Below are 15,431 nucleotides of genomic sequence, written 5' to 3'. Positions count from 1 at the left end.
CGCTTCTATCGCAGGAACTTAACGAGAACGAAAGCCCCGGCCATCAGCTCGCGGGCTTGGCCGCCACCGTCTCGGCCTGCTTCAGCTTGCCCTGGTTCGCCTGCATCAGCTTGTAGGCGTGGTTGTACCAGTCGGTGCCCGGATAGTTGGCGCCGAGCACGGCCGCGGCCTTCTCCGCCTCTTCGGGCACGCCGAGCGCGAGATAGGATTCGGTGAGGCGCATCAGCGCCTCCGGCACGTGCGTGGTCGTCTGATACTGGTCGACCACGGTGCGGAAGCGCAGCGTCGCCGAGAGCCACTGGCCGCGCGTCTCGTAGAAGCGGCCGATCTCCATTTCCTTGCCGGCGAGGTGATCGCGGACCAGGTCGATCTTCAGGCGCGCATCGGCGGCATATTTGGTGTTCGGATAGCGACGGGTCAGCTCGCCCAGCGAATCGAGCGCCTGCTGCGTGATCTTCTGGTCGCGCGTCACGTCCTGGATCTGCTCGTAATAGCACAGGCCGATCAGATAATAGGCATAGGGCGCGTCGCGATTGCCCGGGTGGACGGCGAGGAAGCGCTGCGCCGACGAGATGGACTCGGTATAGTCGCGGTTCAGATAATAGCTGAACGCGCCCATCAGCTGCGCGCGGCGGGCCCAGACGGAATAGGGGTGCTGGCGCTCGACTTCGTCGAACAGCGCCGCGGCCAGCTTGTACTGATGCTGGTCGAGCTTCTGCTTGGCGGTGGAATAGAGCGTGCCGACGTCGCGCGCGACATAGGGAAGGTCCTTGCCGCCGCCCTTCTTGGCGCAACCGGCCATCGAGAGCGCGAGAACCGGGAGAAGAGCGAGCGCGAGCGCGCGGGTGGTGGGAGTACGCATGGATGGGGGTCTTAGCCCGGTCCAGTGGCGTCAAACAATCCTTTTCGCGGCGGGATTGCGGCGGACCCGCGACAGGCGCCGCGCGTTGCGCTAGCGAGCCCTGATTCGGGAGGAAATTCGTGACCGCAACCTTGCTTGCCACACACCGTGTCGACAAACCCTGGGGCCGCCACACGCTCTGGCCGGGCTTCGCCGATCCGGCGGCGGACGGCGAGCCGGTGGGTGAGGTCTGGTTCCAGACGCCGGGCGACAGCACGCCCGACCTGCTGATCAAATATCTGTTCACCAGCGAGAAGCTGTCGGTCCAGGTCCATCCCAACGACGCACAGGCGCACGCCGCCGGGCTGCCGCGCGGCAAGGACGAATGCTGGGTGATCCTCGATGCCGAGCCCGATTCGACGATCGCGCTGGGCACGAAACGACCCGTCGACCGCGAGACGCTGCGCGCCGCCGCGTTCGACGGCTCGATCGAGGACCTGCTCGACTGGAAGCCGGTCAAGGCGGGCGACTTCTTCTATTCGGGCTCGGGCACGATCCATGCGATCGGCGCCGGGATCACGCTGGTCGAAGTGCAGCAGAACAGCGAGACCACCTATCGCCTCTACGACTATGGGCGCCCGCGCGAGCTCCATCTCGACCAGGGCATCGCCGTCTCCGATCCCGTCCCCTATGTGCCGCATCCGATGCCGGGCCGCGTCGCGGACGGCCGGGAGATATTGGTCGAGGGGCCGAAATTCGTGCTCGAGCGCTGGGAAGGCGGCCCCCGCGCGCTCGACCTGCCCGCAGGCGTCACCGGCTGGCTGATCCCGCTGCGCGGCGAAGGCGTGGTGGACGGCGTGGCCTTTCGCGCCGGCGAATGCGTGACGCTCCAGGGCAGCGCCAGCCTTCACGCCGAGGCGGGCAGCGACCTGCTCTTCGCCTATCCTGGGGACAGGCGGCTCTGAGCCATGGCCATGCGATGAACGGGAAGTAGTTTCCCGTTCACGCAACTCGCCTCCTTGCGGTACGTTGGATGGCAGGAACCATAAGGAGGACTCCCATGCGTATCCTTTTCGCCGTCGCGATCGCCGGCGCCGGCCTTGCCGCGGCGCCCGCCAGCGCGGCCCCCATCGCCAACGCGCCGCTCGCGATCAGCGCGCCCGTGACCGCCGCCCCGCAGGACTGGCGCGACCGTGACCGCGACCGCGACCGCTACGATCGCCGCGACCGTCGCGACAACCGCCAGTGGCGGAGCGATTGGCGCCGCTATCGCAACTACGACTATAACCGCCTGCCCCCGGGCGAGCGCTATTACAATCCAGCGGACTATTATCGCGATGGCCGCTATTATCGTGAGCGCCGCCTGAGCCGGAACGACCGCGTGTATCGCGGCAATGACGGGCGCTATTATTGCCGCCGCTCGGACGGCACGACCGGCCTGATCGTGGGCGGCGTCGCGGGCGGCCTGCTCGGCAACGCGCTGTCGGACGGCCGCAACGCCACGCTCGGCACCTTGCTCGGCGCGGCGGCGGGCGCGGCGCTGGGCTCGTCGGTCGATCGCGGCGAGGTTCGCTGCCGCTAAGAGCTTGCCACGCAGGCAGAGAGGGGCCCGGCAGCAACGCCGGGCCCTTTTCTCATGCGCGAACGGCGCGGATCAGAAGATGAAGCCGCCCAGCCAGAGGCGGACGATGCCGACGATCGCAACGACGACATTGAGGTTGCGCCCGGTGCTCGAATCCGAAAGCGCCCCCAGCGCGATGCCGATCACGGCCACCGGGATCACCATATAGTTGAGCCAGCCGAAGAACGGGATCAGCGCGATCAGCATGAGCGGCAGGGCGATGATGCCCACTAGGATCGAGATCAGGTTCAGCATGGCAGCCGTTATATCCCATCCAAGGTGTATTAGCAATATATAACAGCTACGCCGCGAGCGGGATCAGCACCTCGATGCGCTTGAGGAGCGCGGGCGTGAAGGGCGAATTGTAGAAGGCATGCTCGACCGGCCCGGCGGGACGGAAGCCGTTGTCGCCGATCCAGGCGCGCAGTTCCGCCTCGTGCGCGTCGAGCTGGCCGTCGCTGTCGACGCCGGTGAAGCGCAGCGCGGCGATCCGCCGGGCGGGGAGCATGCGCAGCCGCACGCCGGCGGACGGATCGGGCAGAGTCTCGATGCTCGCATCGGCCGGCATCACGAAGCGAGTGCGCCAGCCGCGCCCGTCCTCGTCGCCGTCGGACAGCACCGGCACCGTCATCGGCAGGCGACCGCCCGCCCGCCCCCTGCCGAACACATAGTCGGCGAGCCGGGTAAAGCCGACGGAGAGGGCCGCCTGGCGAAGCCCGGGCACCACCGCCTCGGCGACGAGCAGCTTGGGATAGTCGCGCACGCTGAAGGCGCCGTCGCGGGTGACGGTGCTGAACGCAGCCTCGTCCTCGGGCCTGAAGAGCAGTGCGTATCCGACACCGGCGGCAACCGCGGCGGCCACGCCGGCGCCGACCATCTTCGCGTTGAGCTGCATGCAAACCCCATCTGATCGCTCGTGCAGATACGCACATGCGCGGCCGGAGTTCCGCCCGAAGGCCAATGTCGAGCCGGCCGGGAATCCCCTTGGCCAAGGCTTCCTTAACCTTCCTCGGGCATGAAAACGGCCCAAAGGAGCGTTCGAGATGGTCCGCCGACGGTATTTCCTGATGCTTGCCCTGCCCCTCGCGCTGGCGGGGTGCGGCAGCCGCGGAAGCCTGGGCGACGTCTCCGAGACGGAGAGCGGCAACGCCGCCGATCCGGCGCTGGCCAGCGCGCTGCAGGACCAGATCATGGTCGACCCCCAGCTCGGCCGCCAAGCCAATGGCGATGCGATCCGCCCGCCGGGCCAGCCCTATTCCGGCGCCGTGCCCAACGACAATGTCGCGGCGAACGGCAGCAAGGTCGACAATGGCCCGCTGCTCAAGACTCCGGCCCCGACCCAGGCGACCAAGGAATGCACCCAGTGCGCGGCGGCGCGCGAGTCCGTGACGCTCGGCGGCCTCGCCGCCCGGCAGAAGGATCCCAAGTCCAGCCAGTGCGCCGCCTCGCTGCAATATGCCGCCGGCTGGGCGCAACGCCTGCCGCGCGACCTGCCGCTCTACCCGCAGGCGCGGGTGACCGAGGCGGCGGGCAGCACCGCCGGCAAGTGCCAGCTGCGCGTGGTGAGCTTCTCCTCACCCCAGCCGATGCAGGTGATGCTCGACTGGTACTACACAAAGGCGATCCGCTCGGGTTATTCGAGCGAGCATCAGGTCGATGGCCGCGAGCACATATTGGGCGGCACGCGCGACAAGGACGGCGGGGCCTATGTGCTGTTCCTCACCACCCGCCCCGATGGCGGAACGGACATCGACATGGTGGCCAACAACGGGATCTGACCCTCTAATTCCTCCCCCAGCTTGCTGGGGGAGGGGGACCATTTGCGCAGCAAATGGAGGAGGGGCCGGCGCAACGCGCCGGTACCCGGCGCACCCCTCCACCACCGCCTTCGGCGGCGGTCCCCCTCCCCCAGACAAGCGGGGGGAGGAATTGAAACAGTTCCCCTCTCCACGATAACGCGCTAACCGCTCGGGATGCCTGCCCTTATCCTCGTCATGCTCGGCGGCGCCTTCGGTTCCGGTGCGCGCTTCCTAACCGGCAAGCTCACGCTTGCCTGGTTCGGGCCCAACTATCCCTGGGGCACGCTCGCCGTGAACCTGATCGGCGGCTTTCTGATGGGCGTGTTCGTGGGCACGCTCGCGAAGCTCGGCCAGGGCGGCGAGCAGTGGCGCCTGCTGATCGCCGTCGGCGTGCTCGGCGGCTACACCACTTTCTCGGCCTTCACGCTCGACCTGATGAACATGATCCAGCGCGGCGACTATGGCATGGGCCTGGCCTATGTCCTCGCGTCGGTCGTCGGCTCGGCGGTCGCACTGTTCGCCGGCCTCAGCATCCTGCGAGCACTGCCATGACCCTTCGACCCGCACAGGACGTCCGCCAGTTCACCGTCAAGGCCGATGACGACGGCATCCGGCTCGATCGCTGGTTCAAGCGGCACATGCCGGATACCAGCTTCAACACCGTCTCGCGCTGGGCGCGCACCGGCCAGCTCCGCGTCGACGGCGCGCGCGCCAAGCCGGGCGATCACGTCTCCGAGGGCCAGGTGATCCGCGTGCCCCCGGCCGAAGCCGCCAAGCCCGAAAAGCCCGGCCGCCCGAAGCGCGAGCGCATCAAGCTCAGCGACGAGCAGATCGACTTCGCCCGCAGCCTGGTGATCCACCGGGACGATGCGGCGCTGGTGCTCAACAAGCCCCCCGGCCTGGCGACGCAGGGCGGCACCAAGACCACCGAGCATGTCGACGGGCTGCTCGACGCGCTCCAGTTCGAGGCCGAGGGCCGCCCCAAGCTCGTCCACCGGCTCGACAAGGACACGAGCGGCGCGCTGCTCGTCGCCCGCACCGCCCGCGCCGCCGCGGCCTTCTCGAAGAACTTCTCCAGCCGAACGGCCCGGAAGGTCTATTGGGCGCTGGTCGTCGGCGTGCCCAGCATCGAGGACGGCATCATCGACCTGCCGATCGGCAAGCAGCCGGGCACCGGCGGCGAGAAGATGCAGGTCGACGAGAAGGAAGGCCAGCCGAGCCGCTCGCGCTACCGGGTGATCGGCCGCGCGGGCAACCGCGCCGCCTGGGTCGAGCTCCAGCCCTTCACCGGGCGCACGCACCAGTTGCGCGTCCACATGGCGGCGATCGGCTTCCCGATCGTCGGCGACGGCAAATATGGCGGGCCCGAGGCGTTCCTGACCGGCGGGATCAGTCGCAAGATGCACCTCCATGCGCGCCGCATCCGCGTCGACCATCCCGATGGCGACAAGATCGACGTGCGCGCGGCGCTGCCGCACCATTTCGCCGAATCGCTCGCCACCCTGGGTTTCGAGGAGGCGGAGGGCGACGCGCTGCAGCTGGACGACGGCCCCGCCCCGCTCACCAAGGAACAGCAAAAGGCCAATGCCCGGGCGCATGCCAAGACGGTCCGCAAGGAGCGCCGCGGCGAACGGCGCGGTCGCGGCGAAGGGCCGAGCGGCGACAAGCCCGCGCCCCGCAGCGGCGGCAAGCCGAGCACCCGCAAGCCGCCCGCCGCCAGGCCGGGCGGCAAGCCGGCGGCCCGCAAGCCTTCGCCGCGCGGCGCCCGGCCCGGCCCGCGCGCCGGCGGCGACAAGCCCCGCACGCCCCGGAGCCGCTGATGCATCCGCACCCGGCCTTCCGCTGGGAGGACCGCCCGGCGATCCGCGCGCTGGTTCGCGACATCGGCTTCGGCGCGCTCTTCGCCGCGACACCCGACGGCCCCCGAGTCGCGCATGTGCCGATCGTGTGGCTGGGCGACGACACGCTCGGCTTCCACCTCGCGCGCGGCAACGGCCTCGCCCGCCATCTCGACGGCGCCACCGCGCTGTTCAACCTGCAGGGCCCCGACGCCTATGTGAGCCCGGACTGGTACGGCATCGGCCCGGACGAGGTGCCGACCTGGAACTATGTCGCGGTCGAGCTCGAAGGCCAGGTGACCCGCACCGACGAGACCGGCCTGCGCGCGATCCTGGGCGCGATCAGCCACGAGCAGGAACGCCGCCTCGCGCCCAAGCCCGAATGGACGCTGGACAAGGTCGATCCCGCCAAGGCCGCGAAGCTGCTCACTGCGATCATCGGCTACCGCCTGGAGGTCCGGGCCTGGCGCGGCACGCTCAAGCTCGGCCAGAACAAGCCCGACGCCGCCCGCCTGGCCGCCGCCGACGCGCTCGAGGCACGGGGCCGCCGCGCCATGGTCACGCTGATGCGGGGGGCGAAGTGAACGGGGCATCCCCAATTCCTCCCCGAGCTCGTCTCGGGGAGGGAGACCGCCACCGCAGGCGGTGGTGGAGGGGCACGCCGGTCGTCGGCGTGTTGCGCCGGCCCCTCCACCATCGCTTCGCGATGGTCCCCCTCCCCCAGCAAGCTGGGAGAGGAATTTGATGACCAACCGCCTCGCCGTGTTCGACTGCGACGGCACGCTGGTCGATTCGCAGGCCAATATCTGCCGGGCGATGGAAGCCACCTTCGTCGCGCACCGGCTCGATCCGCCGGATCGCGGCGACATCCGCCGTATCGTCGGCCTCAGCCTGGTGCCCGCGATCGCCCGGCTCCTGCCCGAGGGCGGCGACGACCTGCACGAGGCGATGGCCGCCGAGTACAAGCGCGCCTTCTTCGCGATGCGCGCGTCCAACGCGCTCGACCCCGAACCGCTCTATGACGGCATATCGGAGACGATCGCGGCGCTCGACGATGCCGGCTGGCTGCTCGGCGTCGCCACCGGCAAGTCGGACCGCGGGCTGGGCCTGATCCTCGAGCATCACGGCATCCGCCAGCGCTTCGTCACGCTGCAGACCGCCGATCGCCATCCCTCCAAGCCGCATCCCGCGATGCTCGAGCGCGCCATCGCCGAGGCTGGCGCCACGCCGCAGACCACGGCGATGATCGGCGACACCAGCTTCGACATGGCGATGGCGCGCGCCGCTGGCACGCATGCCCTTGGTGTGCTATGGGGGTACCACACATCCGAGGAGCTGCTCGGCGCCGGCGCGCATCATGTCGCCGATCATGCCAGCCAGATCTTCGCGCATCTGGAGATGCTATGACAGACGCCGAACGCCTGGCGATGAAGCGCTACTACATCATCGTCGCAGTCAACATGCTCGGCACCGCCGGTGCCGTGATCGGGCTGCTGGTCGCCGGCCGCGCGCAGCATTATGGCATGACGGTCTTCGGCGGCGCGATCCTGTTGTCGTCGCTCTATTTCATGGCGGTGGTGCCGCGCTTCCTGGCGCGGCGCTGGAAGACGCCGGTGGAGGCGACGCCCGAGGCATGAAGCGTTTCTGGAAGGACGTGACCGTCGAGAACGGCCAGGTGGCGCTCGACGGCAAGCCGGTGCGCACGCCCGATCGCGCCCCGCTCGCCCTGCCCAGCCCGGCACTGGCCGAGGCAGTGGCGGAGGAATGGCGCGCCGTGGGCGAGACGATCGATCCGCGCGCGATGAAGCTCACTGGCCTCGCCAATGCCGCGATCGACAAGATCGCGGCCGATCCCGCGCCCTTCGCCCAGGGCCTCGCCGCCTATGGCGAGAGCGACCTGCTCTATTACCGCGCGGATGGCCCCGAGCCGCTGGTCGCACGCCAGGCCGAAGCCTGGGACCCGCTGCTCGACTGGGCGCGCCGCCGCTACGACGTGCATTTCGAGACCGCGACCGGCGTGATGCACAGGCCCCAGCCCGAGGCGACCGTCGCGCGGCTGGCCGAGGCGGTGCACGCGCTCGACGCCTTCCATCTCGCCGGGCTTTCGCCGGTGGTGACGGTGAGCGGCACGCTGATCGGCGCGCTGGCGCTGCTCGAAGGCGCGGTGCATGCCGAGACGCTGTGGCAGGCCGCGCATGTCGACGAGCTGTGGCAGGCCGAGCAATGGGGCGAGGACACGCTGGCGGTGCAGGCCCGCGACGCGCGCCGGGCCGATTTCGACGCGGGCGTGCGCTTCCTGGGGTTGCTCTAGGCACTTCCTCCCCGAGCTTGTCTCGGGGAGGGGGACCATCGCAAAGCGATGGTGGAGGGGCCGTCGGTGAAGCCGGCGGTTCCACCGCCGCCCCTCCACCACGCCCTACGGGCGCGGTCCCCCTCCCCCAGACGAGCTGGGGGAGGAACTAAATCAGAGGCCCATTGTCAGCCGCTTCGGACCACCAGCGCCCAGACGGGCATCAGGCGCCTGCTACCCCGGCTCGCCGCGGCAGCGCCCAGGCGAGCACCGCGCCGGCCGCGATCCAGCTCACCACCTCGCTCACCCAGAGATAGAGGAAATAGCCCCAGGGCGCGTGGTTGAAGATCGGCTGGCCGAGATCGGAATAGGCCGTGACCGCCACCGCCACGATCGCCACCAGCCTCAGCCGCCCCGCGAAATCGAGCCCGCCCGCCACCGCGCGCAGCGCGAACCCCGCGAGCAGGGTGCAGATGACGGCGAGGATCAGCCCGCCCACCAGCGCATTCGCATCGAACGCCGCGAAGCCATGCTGGTTGAACAGGATCATCGCCACCGGCCCCTGGCCATAGAGCGCAGTGCCTGTCGACGTATAGGGCCAGGGCACCGGATAGGCCCCGGTGCCGAGCGGCCCGAGATGCTGGGCCAGCGCCGCGTGGAGCGCCGCGCTGGTAGCGTCGTCGGCCTTGGAAAGCGCGAGCAGGTTGAGGGGCGTCCCCCAGAAGATAAAGCCCACCAGCCACATGGCCAGCCCGCCGAGCGCGCCGCCGAGGAACAGTCTTGCCATCATTACCTCCCCCTGTTGGGAAGGCTACTTCATCAACCCGCGGATGAATCCGATCAAGCCCGTCTGGCGCGAGCGCTTCAGCCGCTCGGCATTCAGGATGGTGTGGACCGACTTATAGCACTGGTCGGCATCGTCATTGACCAGCACATAGTCATAGCCGTCCCAGTGGCTGACTTCGTTGGCGGCGCGGGCCATGCGGGCGTCGATCACTTCGGTCGTGTCGGTGGCGCGATTGATCAGCCGCTGGTGCAGTTCCTTGAACGATGGCGGCAGGATGAAGACGCGAACCACGTCGCCGCCGGCCAGCTGGAAAAGCTGCTGGGCGCCCTGCCAGTCGATGTCGAACAGCACGTCGCGGCCCGAATCGAGGATCGCCTCGACATGCGCGCGCGGCGTGCCGTAGCGATGGTCGAACACATGCGCCCATTCGAGGAACTCGTGGTTCGCGACCATCTCGCGGAATTTCTCGAGATCGACGAAATTATAGTCGACGCCATCCTTCTCCCCCGGGCGCATCGCGCGGGTGGTGTAGGAGACGGACATCTGAAGATGATCGTCGGCGGCGAGCAGCTTGCGGGCGATCGTCGACTTGCCGGCGCCCGAGGGCGAGGAAAGCACGAACAATACGCCGCGGCGCTTGAATCCGTGCGGGTCGGTCTCGGTGCGATGGGGCATGGGCGCCTTTGGCGTGGGAGTCCCACCCGCGTCAAGTCATGCGAGTCGACTCAGGCCGATGCGCGCATCCGTTGCGATATCCGGTGCGCGCCATAGGCGGCGGCGCCGAGCACGATCGCGGCGGGCACGATCTTCTTCGCGGCCTTCCAGGTCAGCACCCCGGCAACGGCGCCCAGCGCCCCGCCCTCGCCGTCCGCCCGGTCGATGCGGCTGCCGATCCAGCCTGCGATCACGTCCCCGATCATATGCGCTCCCTTGGTGGTTACGCGGGAGCAAGCGCCTGAAAGGGCTCAAAGTTCCCCTCCCTGCAAGGGAGGGGCCAGGGGTGGGTGGCGTGCTCGCGATACAGAAAGGCCCAGCGATATGGCTCCATATCGCCAGGCCTCTACCCACCCCTCGGCCCCCTCCCTTGCAGGGAGGGGAAGTGCAGGTTTACCGCCCGATCATCGTCTCAGGCCGCACATATTGGTCGAACGTCGCTTCGTCGACCAGGCCGAGCGCCAAGCCGCTCTCCTTGAGCGTCAGGCCCTTCTCGTGCGCGTTCTTGGCGATCTTGGCGGCATTGTCATAGCCGATCGCCGGCGCCAGCGCGGTCACCAGCATCAGCGAGCGATCGACCAGCTCCTTGATCCGCGCCTCGTTCGCCTTGGCGCCGTCCACCGCGCGCTCGGCGAAGCTGACCATGCCGACCGACATCAGCTCGATCGAGCGCAGCACGTTCGAGCCGATCAGCGGCTTGAACACGTTGAGCTCGAAATGGCCCTGCATGCCGCCGACGGTGACGGCCATGTGGTTGCCGATCACCTGCGCCGCGACCATCGTCAGCGATTCGCTCTGCGTCGGGTTCACCTTGCCCGGCATGATCGAGCTGCCCGGCTCGTTGGCCGGCAGGTCCAGCTCGCCCAGGCCGGAGCGCGGACCGCTGCCCAGCAGGCGGATGTCGTTGGCGATCTTGGTGAGCGACACGGCCAGCGTGTTGCAGGTGCCCGACAGGTTGACCAGCTGGTCCTTGGTCGCCAGCGCCTCGAACTTGTTCGGTGCCGTCACGAAGGGCAGGCCGGTGATCTTCGCGATCTCGGCCGCCACGTCCTCGGCATAGCCCGGAGGCGCGTTGAGCCCGGTGCCGACGGCGGTGCCGCCCAGCGCCAGCTTGAAGATGTCGAGATCGAGCACCGAGGCGAAGCGCGCCCGGGCCGATTCGAGCATCGCGGCATAGCCCGAGAATTCCTGGCCCAGCGTCAGCGGCGTCGCATCCTGCAAGTGCGTGCGGCCGATCTTCACGATGTGATCCCAGGCCTTGACCTTCGCCTCGATCGAGGCGTGCAGCCGGTCGAGCGCCGGATAGAGCTTCAGCGTGACTGCCCGGGCGGCGGCGATGTGCAGCGCGGTCGGGAACGAATCGTTCGACGACTGGGCCATGTTCACATGGTCGTTCGGGTGAATCGGCGCCTTGCCGCCGCGCTTGCCGGTGAGGATCTCGTTGGCGCGGCCCGCGATCACTTCGTTGACGTTCATGTTGGTCTGGGTGCCGCTGCCGGTCTGCCAGATCACCAGCGGGAACTGGTCGTCCAGCTTGCCGTCGACGATCTCCTGCGCGACCTGGTCGATCACCTTGGCGATCTCGGGGTCGAGCCCGTGCTTCACGTTCACGCGCGCCGCGGCCTGCTTCACGATCGCCTGGGCATGGACGATGCCGAGCGGCATGCGCTCCATCTCGCCGAACGGGAAATTCTCGATCGAGCGCTGGGTCTGGGCGCCCCAATAGGCGTCGGCGGGGACTTCGATCGCGCCGATCGAATCGGTTTCGGTACGGGTGGTCACGCTGGCTGGTCCTCTTGTCCGTTTCGCGCTCCCCTAGCCCCTGGGCCGCCGCGATTCCAGCGCTCAGGGATTCTGCGTACGCGTTAACCAAGAGTGCGTTCTTGGCTGCCTAAAAGCGAATCATGTACGTCGATGCGTCCATGGCTGCCCGCGCGGCGAAAGAACGCCAGCCGCGCAAGAACCTGCTGCTCGCCGCCACGATCGAGGCGGACGGGCTGAAGGTGCCCGTGCGCATCCGCAATCTCTCCGAGGGCGGGGCGATGGTGGATGGATCGGCCCTTCCCCGCACCGGAACGCTGCTGACGCTCACGCGCGCGGAGATCGAAGTCGGCGGCCGGGTGGTGTGGCAGACGCAGGGCCGCTGCGGCGTCGCCTTCGATACGACTGCGATCACCGTCGACGAATGGGTCTCCGGCAATCGCGTCGCGAGCTTCCAGGGCCATCGCGGCCAGGCCCGGGTCGATGCGATCCAGCAGGCGGTGCGCAGTGGCGGCGCGCTGCCCGCGGAACCGGCCGCGCCAGCCGCGCCGGACCTCGCCAATCTCGGCACGCGCCTGGTCGAGGAGATCTTCCATGTCCGCGAGCTGCTCGACCGGCTGGGCGAGCAGCTGATCGACGATCCGCACGTGATCGCCACCCATATGGCGTCGTTGCAGAATCTCGATCGCGCCAGCCAGATCCTCGATCACCTGGGCGCGATCCTGGGCGCGGACGATCCCGCCGCCGCGGTGGATGCCGTGGCAATGCAGGAACTGCGCGCGCGGCTGCTGCGCTAGGGCAGATTCGAGCCTCCGCGCCCCTCGTCATGCCGAACTTGTTTCAGCATCCAAAGTGCCGCGAAGGATATCGCCCGTGGCGCGTCGGACCCCGAAACAAGTTGGCGCCTGGCCCCTTGGGGCAAATACCCTTCCGTCATCCCGGCGAAGGCGGGGATCCATTGAGGTCACCGTTGCCGCTCCATCGGCTCACACAGCCAGATGGATCCCCGCCTTCGCGGGGATGACGGCTATTGGACACCCCTTGTCCCAAGGGGACAAGCGCCAAACCAGTTCAGGGTGACGGAACATCCGAAGCGACGCGCCCCTCGAAGACGCGAGCGCTGCCCTATTTCTTCCGCTTGAAGTCCACCGAGACGACGTTCGAGCCGTCCTCGACCGGCTTGGCCGGCGGCTCGTCATTCTCGGCCTCGTCATGCTGCGGCTCGGGCTCGTCGCCGCCATCGGCCGCCTGGAAGCGCAGCTCGAAATTCACCGCCGGATCGTGGAAGCCGGTGATCGCCGAGAAGGGGATGTTGAGCATCGCCGGCACCTGATTGAAGCTCAGGCCCACCGAGAATTTATTGTCGTCGACCTTCAGGTCCCAGAATCGATGCTGCAGGACGATGGTCATCTCGTCCGGGAAGCGATCGATCAGCCGCTGCGGGATGTCGACCCCGGGCGCGTGCGTCTTGAAAGTGATGTAGAAATGATGGCCGCCGGGCAGGTTTCCGCCCGAATCGGCGACCGAGCCGAGCACGCGGCCGACCACGGCGCGCAGGGCTTCCTGCACGATCTCATCATAGGGAATCAGGCTATCGGGCACGTTGCCGGTCATGCCCCTTGGGTAGCGTCCCCGGCAGCACGGTCAAGATTGCATGCGCGGCAACCATCGCTATGTGGGACGCCATGCGCACCGCCACCGTGAGCCGCAAGACGAGCGAGACCGCCGTCGACGTCACCGTCAACCTCGACGGCACCGGCGCCTATGCCGTTTCCACCGGGATCGGCTTTTTCGATCACATGCTCGAGCAGCTCAGCCGCCATTCGCTGATCGATCTCGACGTGAAGACAGTGGGCGACCTGCATATCGACCAGCACCACACGGTGGAGGATACCGGGCTGGCGATCGGGGAAGCCATCGCCCGGGCGCTCGGCGACAAGAAGGGCATCCGGCGCTATGCCGACGCGCTCTCGCCGATGGACGAGACGCTCACCCGCGTCGCGGTGGACATTTCCGGGCGCCCCTATCTCGTCTGGAAGACCGAGTTCAGCCAGAAGCGGCTGGGCGAAATGGACACCGAGATGTTCGAGCACTGGTTCCATTCCTTCGCCCAGACCGCCGGGCTGACGCTCCATATCGAGACACTTTACGGCACCAACAACCATCACATCGCCGAAGCCGCGTTCAAGGGCCTGGCCCGGGCGCTGCGCGAGGCGGTGGAGATCGATCCGCGCAAGGCCGATGCGGTGCCCAGCACCAAGGGGGTGCTGTGAATATCTCCCCTCCCGCTTGCGGGAGGGGTCGGGGGAGGGGCTGTCACGACACCTCACCCACGTCGATCCCTCCCCTAGCCCCTCCCGCGAGCGGGAGGGGAATGTGACCATCGCCCTGATCGACTATGGCGCCGGCAACCTCCATTCGGTCCACAACGCCCTGAAGGCGGCGGGTGCGGCGAACGTCGCCGTCACTGCCGATCCGGAAACGGTGCTGGGTGCCGACCGGATCGTCCTGCCCGGCGTCGGCGCCTTCGGGGCCTGCGCCGCCGGGCTGCGGGCGATCCCCGGCATGGTCGAGGCGCTGCACGAGCGGGTCCGCCGGCAGGGCGCGCCCTTTCTCGGCGTCTGCGTCGGCATGCAGCTGATGGCCGATGCGGGGGAAGAGATGGGCAGCCATCCCGGCCTCGGCTGGATCCCCGGCACCGTCCGCGCGATCGCGCCCGCCCCCGGCATCCGCGTGCCGCACATGGGCTGGAACGACGTCGTACCCACCCTGTCCCACTCGCTGATCGAGCCGGGCCAGGCCTATTTCCTGCACAGCTTCGCCTTTACCGGCGACGCGGTGCTCGCCACCACCGACCATGGCGGCCCGGTCACCGCGGCGATCGGCCGCGACAACATGATCGGCGTCCAGTTCCACCCCGAGAAAAGCCAGCGCTACGGCATCGCGCTGATGGAAAGGTTCCTCGCTTGGCGCCCCTAGACCCGGATGGCCTGATCATCTTCCCCGCCATCGACCTCAAGGCCGGCCAGGTCGTGCGCCTGGCCGAGGGCGACATGGCCCGCGCCACCGTCTATGGCGACGATCCCGCCGCCCAGGCGGAGATCTTCGCGCAGGCCGGCGCCGAATGGCTGCATGTCGTCGATCTCGACGGCGCCTTTGCCGGCGAATCGGTCAATGGCGCGGCGGTATCCTCGATCCTCGAGCGCTTCGGCGGCAAGATCCAGCTTGGCGGCGGCATCCGCAACCGCGAATCGATCGAGCGCTGGCTCGACCTCGGCGTCCGCCGCGTGGTGATCGGCACGGCCGCGCTGGAGAATCCGGACCTGGTCCGCGAGGCGGCACGCGACAATCCCGGCCGCATCGTCGTCGCCGTCGACGCGCGCGACGGCATGGTCGCCACCCGTGGCTGGGCCGATGTGTCGGACGTGGCGGTGGCCGATCTCGCCCGCCGCTTCGAGGATGCCGGCGTCGCCGCGCTCCTCTTCACCGATGTCGGCCGCGACGGGCTGCTCAAGGGCTGCAACGTCGAGGCGACCGTCGCCCTGGCCCGCGCCGTCGCGATCCCGGTCATCGCCAGCGGCGGCGTGACCGACATCGCCGACATCCATGCGCTGCGCCCGCACGTCGCGGACGGCGTGGAAGGGGTGATCACCGGCCGCGCGCTGTACGATGGCCGGCTCGACCTCAAATGGGCGATCGAGGTGGGCAGGGCATGAGGTTCGCGGGACGCGAAGAAGCGAAGATTTTGTTCGCGCAGAAGCACAGAGAGCGCAGAGATGT

General features: G+C 68.5%; 21 protein-coding genes. 13 read left to right on the top strand and 8 right to left on the bottom strand.

Annotated features, from left to right (window positions below):
• Nucleotides 1-43 precede the first annotated feature (43 nt).
• Nucleotides 44-862: an outer membrane protein assembly factor BamD gene (locus ACIQCS_RS00795; RefSeq protein ID WP_345850446.1), complete on the bottom strand. Its 819-nt coding sequence runs from the start codon at nucleotides 860-862 to the stop codon at nucleotides 44-46.
• Nucleotides 863-981: 119 nt separating this feature from the next.
• Between ACIQCS_RS00795 and ACIQCS_RS00790 the strand changes: the two genes are divergently transcribed.
• Nucleotides 982-1,806: a class I mannose-6-phosphate isomerase gene (locus tag ACIQCS_RS00790; protein WP_345850445.1), complete on the top strand. Its 825-nt coding sequence runs from the start codon at nucleotides 982-984 to the stop codon at nucleotides 1,804-1,806.
• A gap of 95 nt (nucleotides 1,807-1,901) precedes the next feature.
• Nucleotides 1,902-2,423 carry a glycine zipper 2TM domain-containing protein gene (locus ACIQCS_RS00785; protein WP_345850444.1) on the top strand — a complete coding sequence of 174 codons (522 nt, stop codon included), beginning with the start codon at nucleotides 1,902-1,904 and terminating at the stop codon, nucleotides 2,421-2,423.
• 72 nt (nucleotides 2,424-2,495) lie between these two features.
• Here ACIQCS_RS00785 and ACIQCS_RS00780 read toward each other — a convergent pair whose 3' ends face one another.
• Entirely contained in the window at nucleotides 2,496-2,717 is a 222-nt protein-coding gene (locus ACIQCS_RS00780) for a hypothetical protein (RefSeq protein WP_187475584.1), read from the bottom strand.
• A 46-nt stretch (nucleotides 2,718-2,763) separates the two neighbouring features.
• Nucleotides 2,764-3,357, bottom strand: coding sequence for a heme-binding protein (locus tag ACIQCS_RS00775; protein WP_345850443.1), 594 nt, complete (start codon nucleotides 3,355-3,357; stop codon nucleotides 2,764-2,766).
• 148 nt (nucleotides 3,358-3,505) lie between these two features.
• Between ACIQCS_RS00775 and ACIQCS_RS00770 the strand changes: the two genes are divergently transcribed.
• From ACIQCS_RS00770 to ACIQCS_RS00740, 7 genes are all read left to right on the top strand, one after another.
• A complete protein-coding gene (locus ACIQCS_RS00770; RefSeq protein WP_345850442.1) occupies nucleotides 3,506-4,240 on the top strand; it encodes a hypothetical protein in 735 nt (244 codons plus the stop codon).
• Between the two features lie 195 nt (nucleotides 4,241-4,435).
• Nucleotides 4,436-4,813, top strand: coding sequence for a fluoride efflux transporter CrcB (gene crcB, locus ACIQCS_RS00765; RefSeq protein ID WP_345850441.1), 378 nt, complete (start codon nucleotides 4,436-4,438; stop codon nucleotides 4,811-4,813).
• Entirely contained in the window at nucleotides 4,810-6,081 is a 1,272-nt protein-coding gene (locus ACIQCS_RS00760) for an RluA family pseudouridine synthase (RefSeq protein ID WP_345850439.1), read from the top strand. Before crcB ends, ACIQCS_RS00760 begins: the two co-directional genes overlap by 4 nt.
• Nucleotides 6,081-6,683, top strand: coding sequence for an FMN-binding negative transcriptional regulator (locus tag ACIQCS_RS00755; RefSeq protein ID WP_345850438.1), 603 nt, complete (start codon nucleotides 6,081-6,083; stop codon nucleotides 6,681-6,683). Before ACIQCS_RS00760 ends, ACIQCS_RS00755 begins: the two co-directional genes overlap by 1 nt.
• Before the next feature lie 160 nt (nucleotides 6,684-6,843).
• Nucleotides 6,844-7,506 (top strand): HAD-IA family hydrolase, encoded by a 663-nt coding sequence (locus ACIQCS_RS00750; RefSeq protein ID WP_345850437.1) that lies wholly within the window; start codon nucleotides 6,844-6,846, stop codon nucleotides 7,504-7,506.
• Complete coding sequence (locus ACIQCS_RS00745; RefSeq protein ID WP_280279300.1) at nucleotides 7,503-7,736, top strand: hypothetical protein; 234 nt, start codon at nucleotides 7,503-7,505, stop codon at nucleotides 7,734-7,736. The genes ACIQCS_RS00750 and ACIQCS_RS00745 overlap by 4 nt, the downstream gene beginning before the upstream one ends.
• Entirely contained in the window at nucleotides 7,733-8,410 is a 678-nt protein-coding gene (locus tag ACIQCS_RS00740; RefSeq protein ID WP_345850434.1) for an ATP12 family protein, read from the top strand. The genes ACIQCS_RS00745 and ACIQCS_RS00740 overlap by 4 nt, the downstream gene beginning before the upstream one ends.
• A gap of 202 nt (nucleotides 8,411-8,612) precedes the next feature.
• On the opposite strand, the gene ACIQCS_RS00735 is transcribed toward ACIQCS_RS00740, so the two are convergent.
• From ACIQCS_RS00735 to fumC, 4 genes are all read right to left on the bottom strand, one after another.
• Nucleotides 8,613-9,176 carry a hypothetical protein gene (locus tag ACIQCS_RS00735; protein WP_345850433.1) on the bottom strand — a complete coding sequence of 188 codons (564 nt, stop codon included), beginning with the start codon at nucleotides 9,174-9,176 and terminating at the stop codon, nucleotides 8,613-8,615.
• 24 nt (nucleotides 9,177-9,200) lie between these two features.
• Entirely contained in the window at nucleotides 9,201-9,851 is a 651-nt protein-coding gene (gene gmk / locus ACIQCS_RS00730; RefSeq protein ID WP_280279303.1) for a guanylate kinase, read from the bottom strand.
• 50 nt (nucleotides 9,852-9,901) lie between these two features.
• Complete coding sequence (locus tag ACIQCS_RS00725; RefSeq protein ID WP_280279304.1) at nucleotides 9,902-10,096, bottom strand: hypothetical protein; 195 nt, start codon at nucleotides 10,094-10,096, stop codon at nucleotides 9,902-9,904.
• Nucleotides 10,097-10,283: 187 nt separating this feature from the next.
• Complete coding sequence (gene fumC, locus ACIQCS_RS00720) at nucleotides 10,284-11,672, bottom strand: class II fumarate hydratase (protein ID WP_345850431.1); 1,389 nt, start codon at nucleotides 11,670-11,672, stop codon at nucleotides 10,284-10,286.
• 122 nt (nucleotides 11,673-11,794) lie between these two features.
• Between fumC and ACIQCS_RS00715 the strand changes: the two genes are divergently transcribed.
• The gene (locus ACIQCS_RS00715) at nucleotides 11,795-12,448 is read left to right on the top strand and encodes a PilZ domain-containing protein (protein WP_345850430.1); all 654 of its coding nucleotides are present in this window, start codon (nucleotides 11,795-11,797) and stop codon (nucleotides 12,446-12,448) included.
• Nucleotides 12,449-12,776: 328 nt separating this feature from the next.
• Here ACIQCS_RS00715 and ACIQCS_RS00710 read toward each other — a convergent pair whose 3' ends face one another.
• A complete protein-coding gene (locus ACIQCS_RS00710) occupies nucleotides 12,777-13,265 on the bottom strand; it encodes an SspB family protein (protein WP_086128528.1) in 489 nt (162 codons plus the stop codon).
• 71 nt (nucleotides 13,266-13,336) lie between these two features.
• On the opposite strand from ACIQCS_RS00710, the gene hisB reads away from it, so the two are divergent.
• The 3 genes from hisB (at nucleotide 13,337) to hisA (ending at nucleotide 15,367) form a co-directional block, all read left to right on the top strand.
• On the top strand, nucleotides 13,337-13,924 hold the full coding sequence (hisB, locus tag ACIQCS_RS00705; protein ID WP_280279307.1) for an imidazoleglycerol-phosphate dehydratase HisB: 588 nt from the start codon (nucleotides 13,337-13,339) through the stop codon (nucleotides 13,922-13,924).
• Between the two features lie 103 nt (nucleotides 13,925-14,027).
• Nucleotides 14,028-14,630, top strand: a complete 603-nt coding sequence (hisH, locus tag ACIQCS_RS00700) for an imidazole glycerol phosphate synthase subunit HisH (RefSeq protein ID WP_345850429.1) — start codon at nucleotides 14,028-14,030, stop codon at nucleotides 14,628-14,630.
• A gap of 11 nt (nucleotides 14,631-14,641) precedes the next feature.
• Nucleotides 14,642-15,367 (top strand): 1-(5-phosphoribosyl)-5-[(5-phosphoribosylamino)methylideneamino]imidazole-4-carboxamide isomerase, encoded by a 726-nt coding sequence (gene hisA / locus ACIQCS_RS00695; protein WP_345852065.1) that lies wholly within the window; start codon nucleotides 14,642-14,644, stop codon nucleotides 15,365-15,367.
• Nucleotides 15,368-15,431: the final 64 nt, after the last annotated feature.

The organism is Sphingomonas sp. NPDC092440 (assembly GCF_044754985.1).
Lineage (GTDB): Bacteria > Pseudomonadota > Alphaproteobacteria > Sphingomonadales > Sphingomonadaceae > Sphingomonas.
This window is presented reverse-complemented; position numbering and strand designations above follow the sequence as displayed.

Coding starts and splice junctions, on each gene's coding strand:
- ACIQCS_RS00755 (WP_345850438.1), top strand. CDS start 6,081: ATGCATCCGCACCCGGCCTTCCGCTGGGAGGACCGCCCGGCGATCCGC.
- ACIQCS_RS00775 (WP_345850443.1), bottom strand. CDS start 3,357: ATGCAGCTCAACGCGAAGATGGTCGGCGCCGGCGTGGCCGCCGCGGTT.
- ACIQCS_RS00785 (WP_345850444.1), top strand. CDS start 1,902: ATGCGTATCCTTTTCGCCGTCGCGATCGCCGGCGCCGGCCTTGCCGCG.
- ACIQCS_RS00760 (WP_345850439.1), top strand. CDS start 4,810: ATGACCCTTCGACCCGCACAGGACGTCCGCCAGTTCACCGTCAAGGCC.
- ACIQCS_RS00715 (WP_345850430.1), top strand. CDS start 11,795: ATGTACGTCGATGCGTCCATGGCTGCCCGCGCGGCGAAAGAACGCCAG.
- ACIQCS_RS00770 (WP_345850442.1), top strand. CDS start 3,506: ATGGTCCGCCGACGGTATTTCCTGATGCTTGCCCTGCCCCTCGCGCTG.
- gmk (WP_280279303.1), bottom strand. CDS start 9,851: ATGCCCCATCGCACCGAGACCGACCCGCACGGATTCAAGCGCCGCGGC.
- ACIQCS_RS00735 (WP_345850433.1), bottom strand. CDS start 9,176: ATGGCAAGACTGTTCCTCGGCGGCGCGCTCGGCGGGCTGGCCATGTGG.
- ACIQCS_RS00745 (WP_280279300.1), top strand. CDS start 7,503: ATGACAGACGCCGAACGCCTGGCGATGAAGCGCTACTACATCATCGTC.
- hisB (WP_280279307.1), top strand. CDS start 13,337: ATGCGCACCGCCACCGTGAGCCGCAAGACGAGCGAGACCGCCGTCGAC.
- ACIQCS_RS00710 (WP_086128528.1), bottom strand. CDS start 13,265: ATGACCGGCAACGTGCCCGATAGCCTGATTCCCTATGATGAGATCGTG.
- ACIQCS_RS00780 (WP_187475584.1), bottom strand. CDS start 2,717: ATGCTGAACCTGATCTCGATCCTAGTGGGCATCATCGCCCTGCCGCTC.
- crcB (WP_345850441.1), top strand. CDS start 4,436: ATGCCTGCCCTTATCCTCGTCATGCTCGGCGGCGCCTTCGGTTCCGGT.
- ACIQCS_RS00725 (WP_280279304.1), bottom strand. CDS start 10,096: ATGATCGGGGACGTGATCGCAGGCTGGATCGGCAGCCGCATCGACCGG.
- ACIQCS_RS00750 (WP_345850437.1), top strand. CDS start 6,844: ATGACCAACCGCCTCGCCGTGTTCGACTGCGACGGCACGCTGGTCGAT.
- ACIQCS_RS00795 (WP_345850446.1), bottom strand. CDS start 862: ATGCGTACTCCCACCACCCGCGCGCTCGCGCTCGCTCTTCTCCCGGTT.
- ACIQCS_RS00740 (WP_345850434.1), top strand. CDS start 7,733: ATGAAGCGTTTCTGGAAGGACGTGACCGTCGAGAACGGCCAGGTGGCG.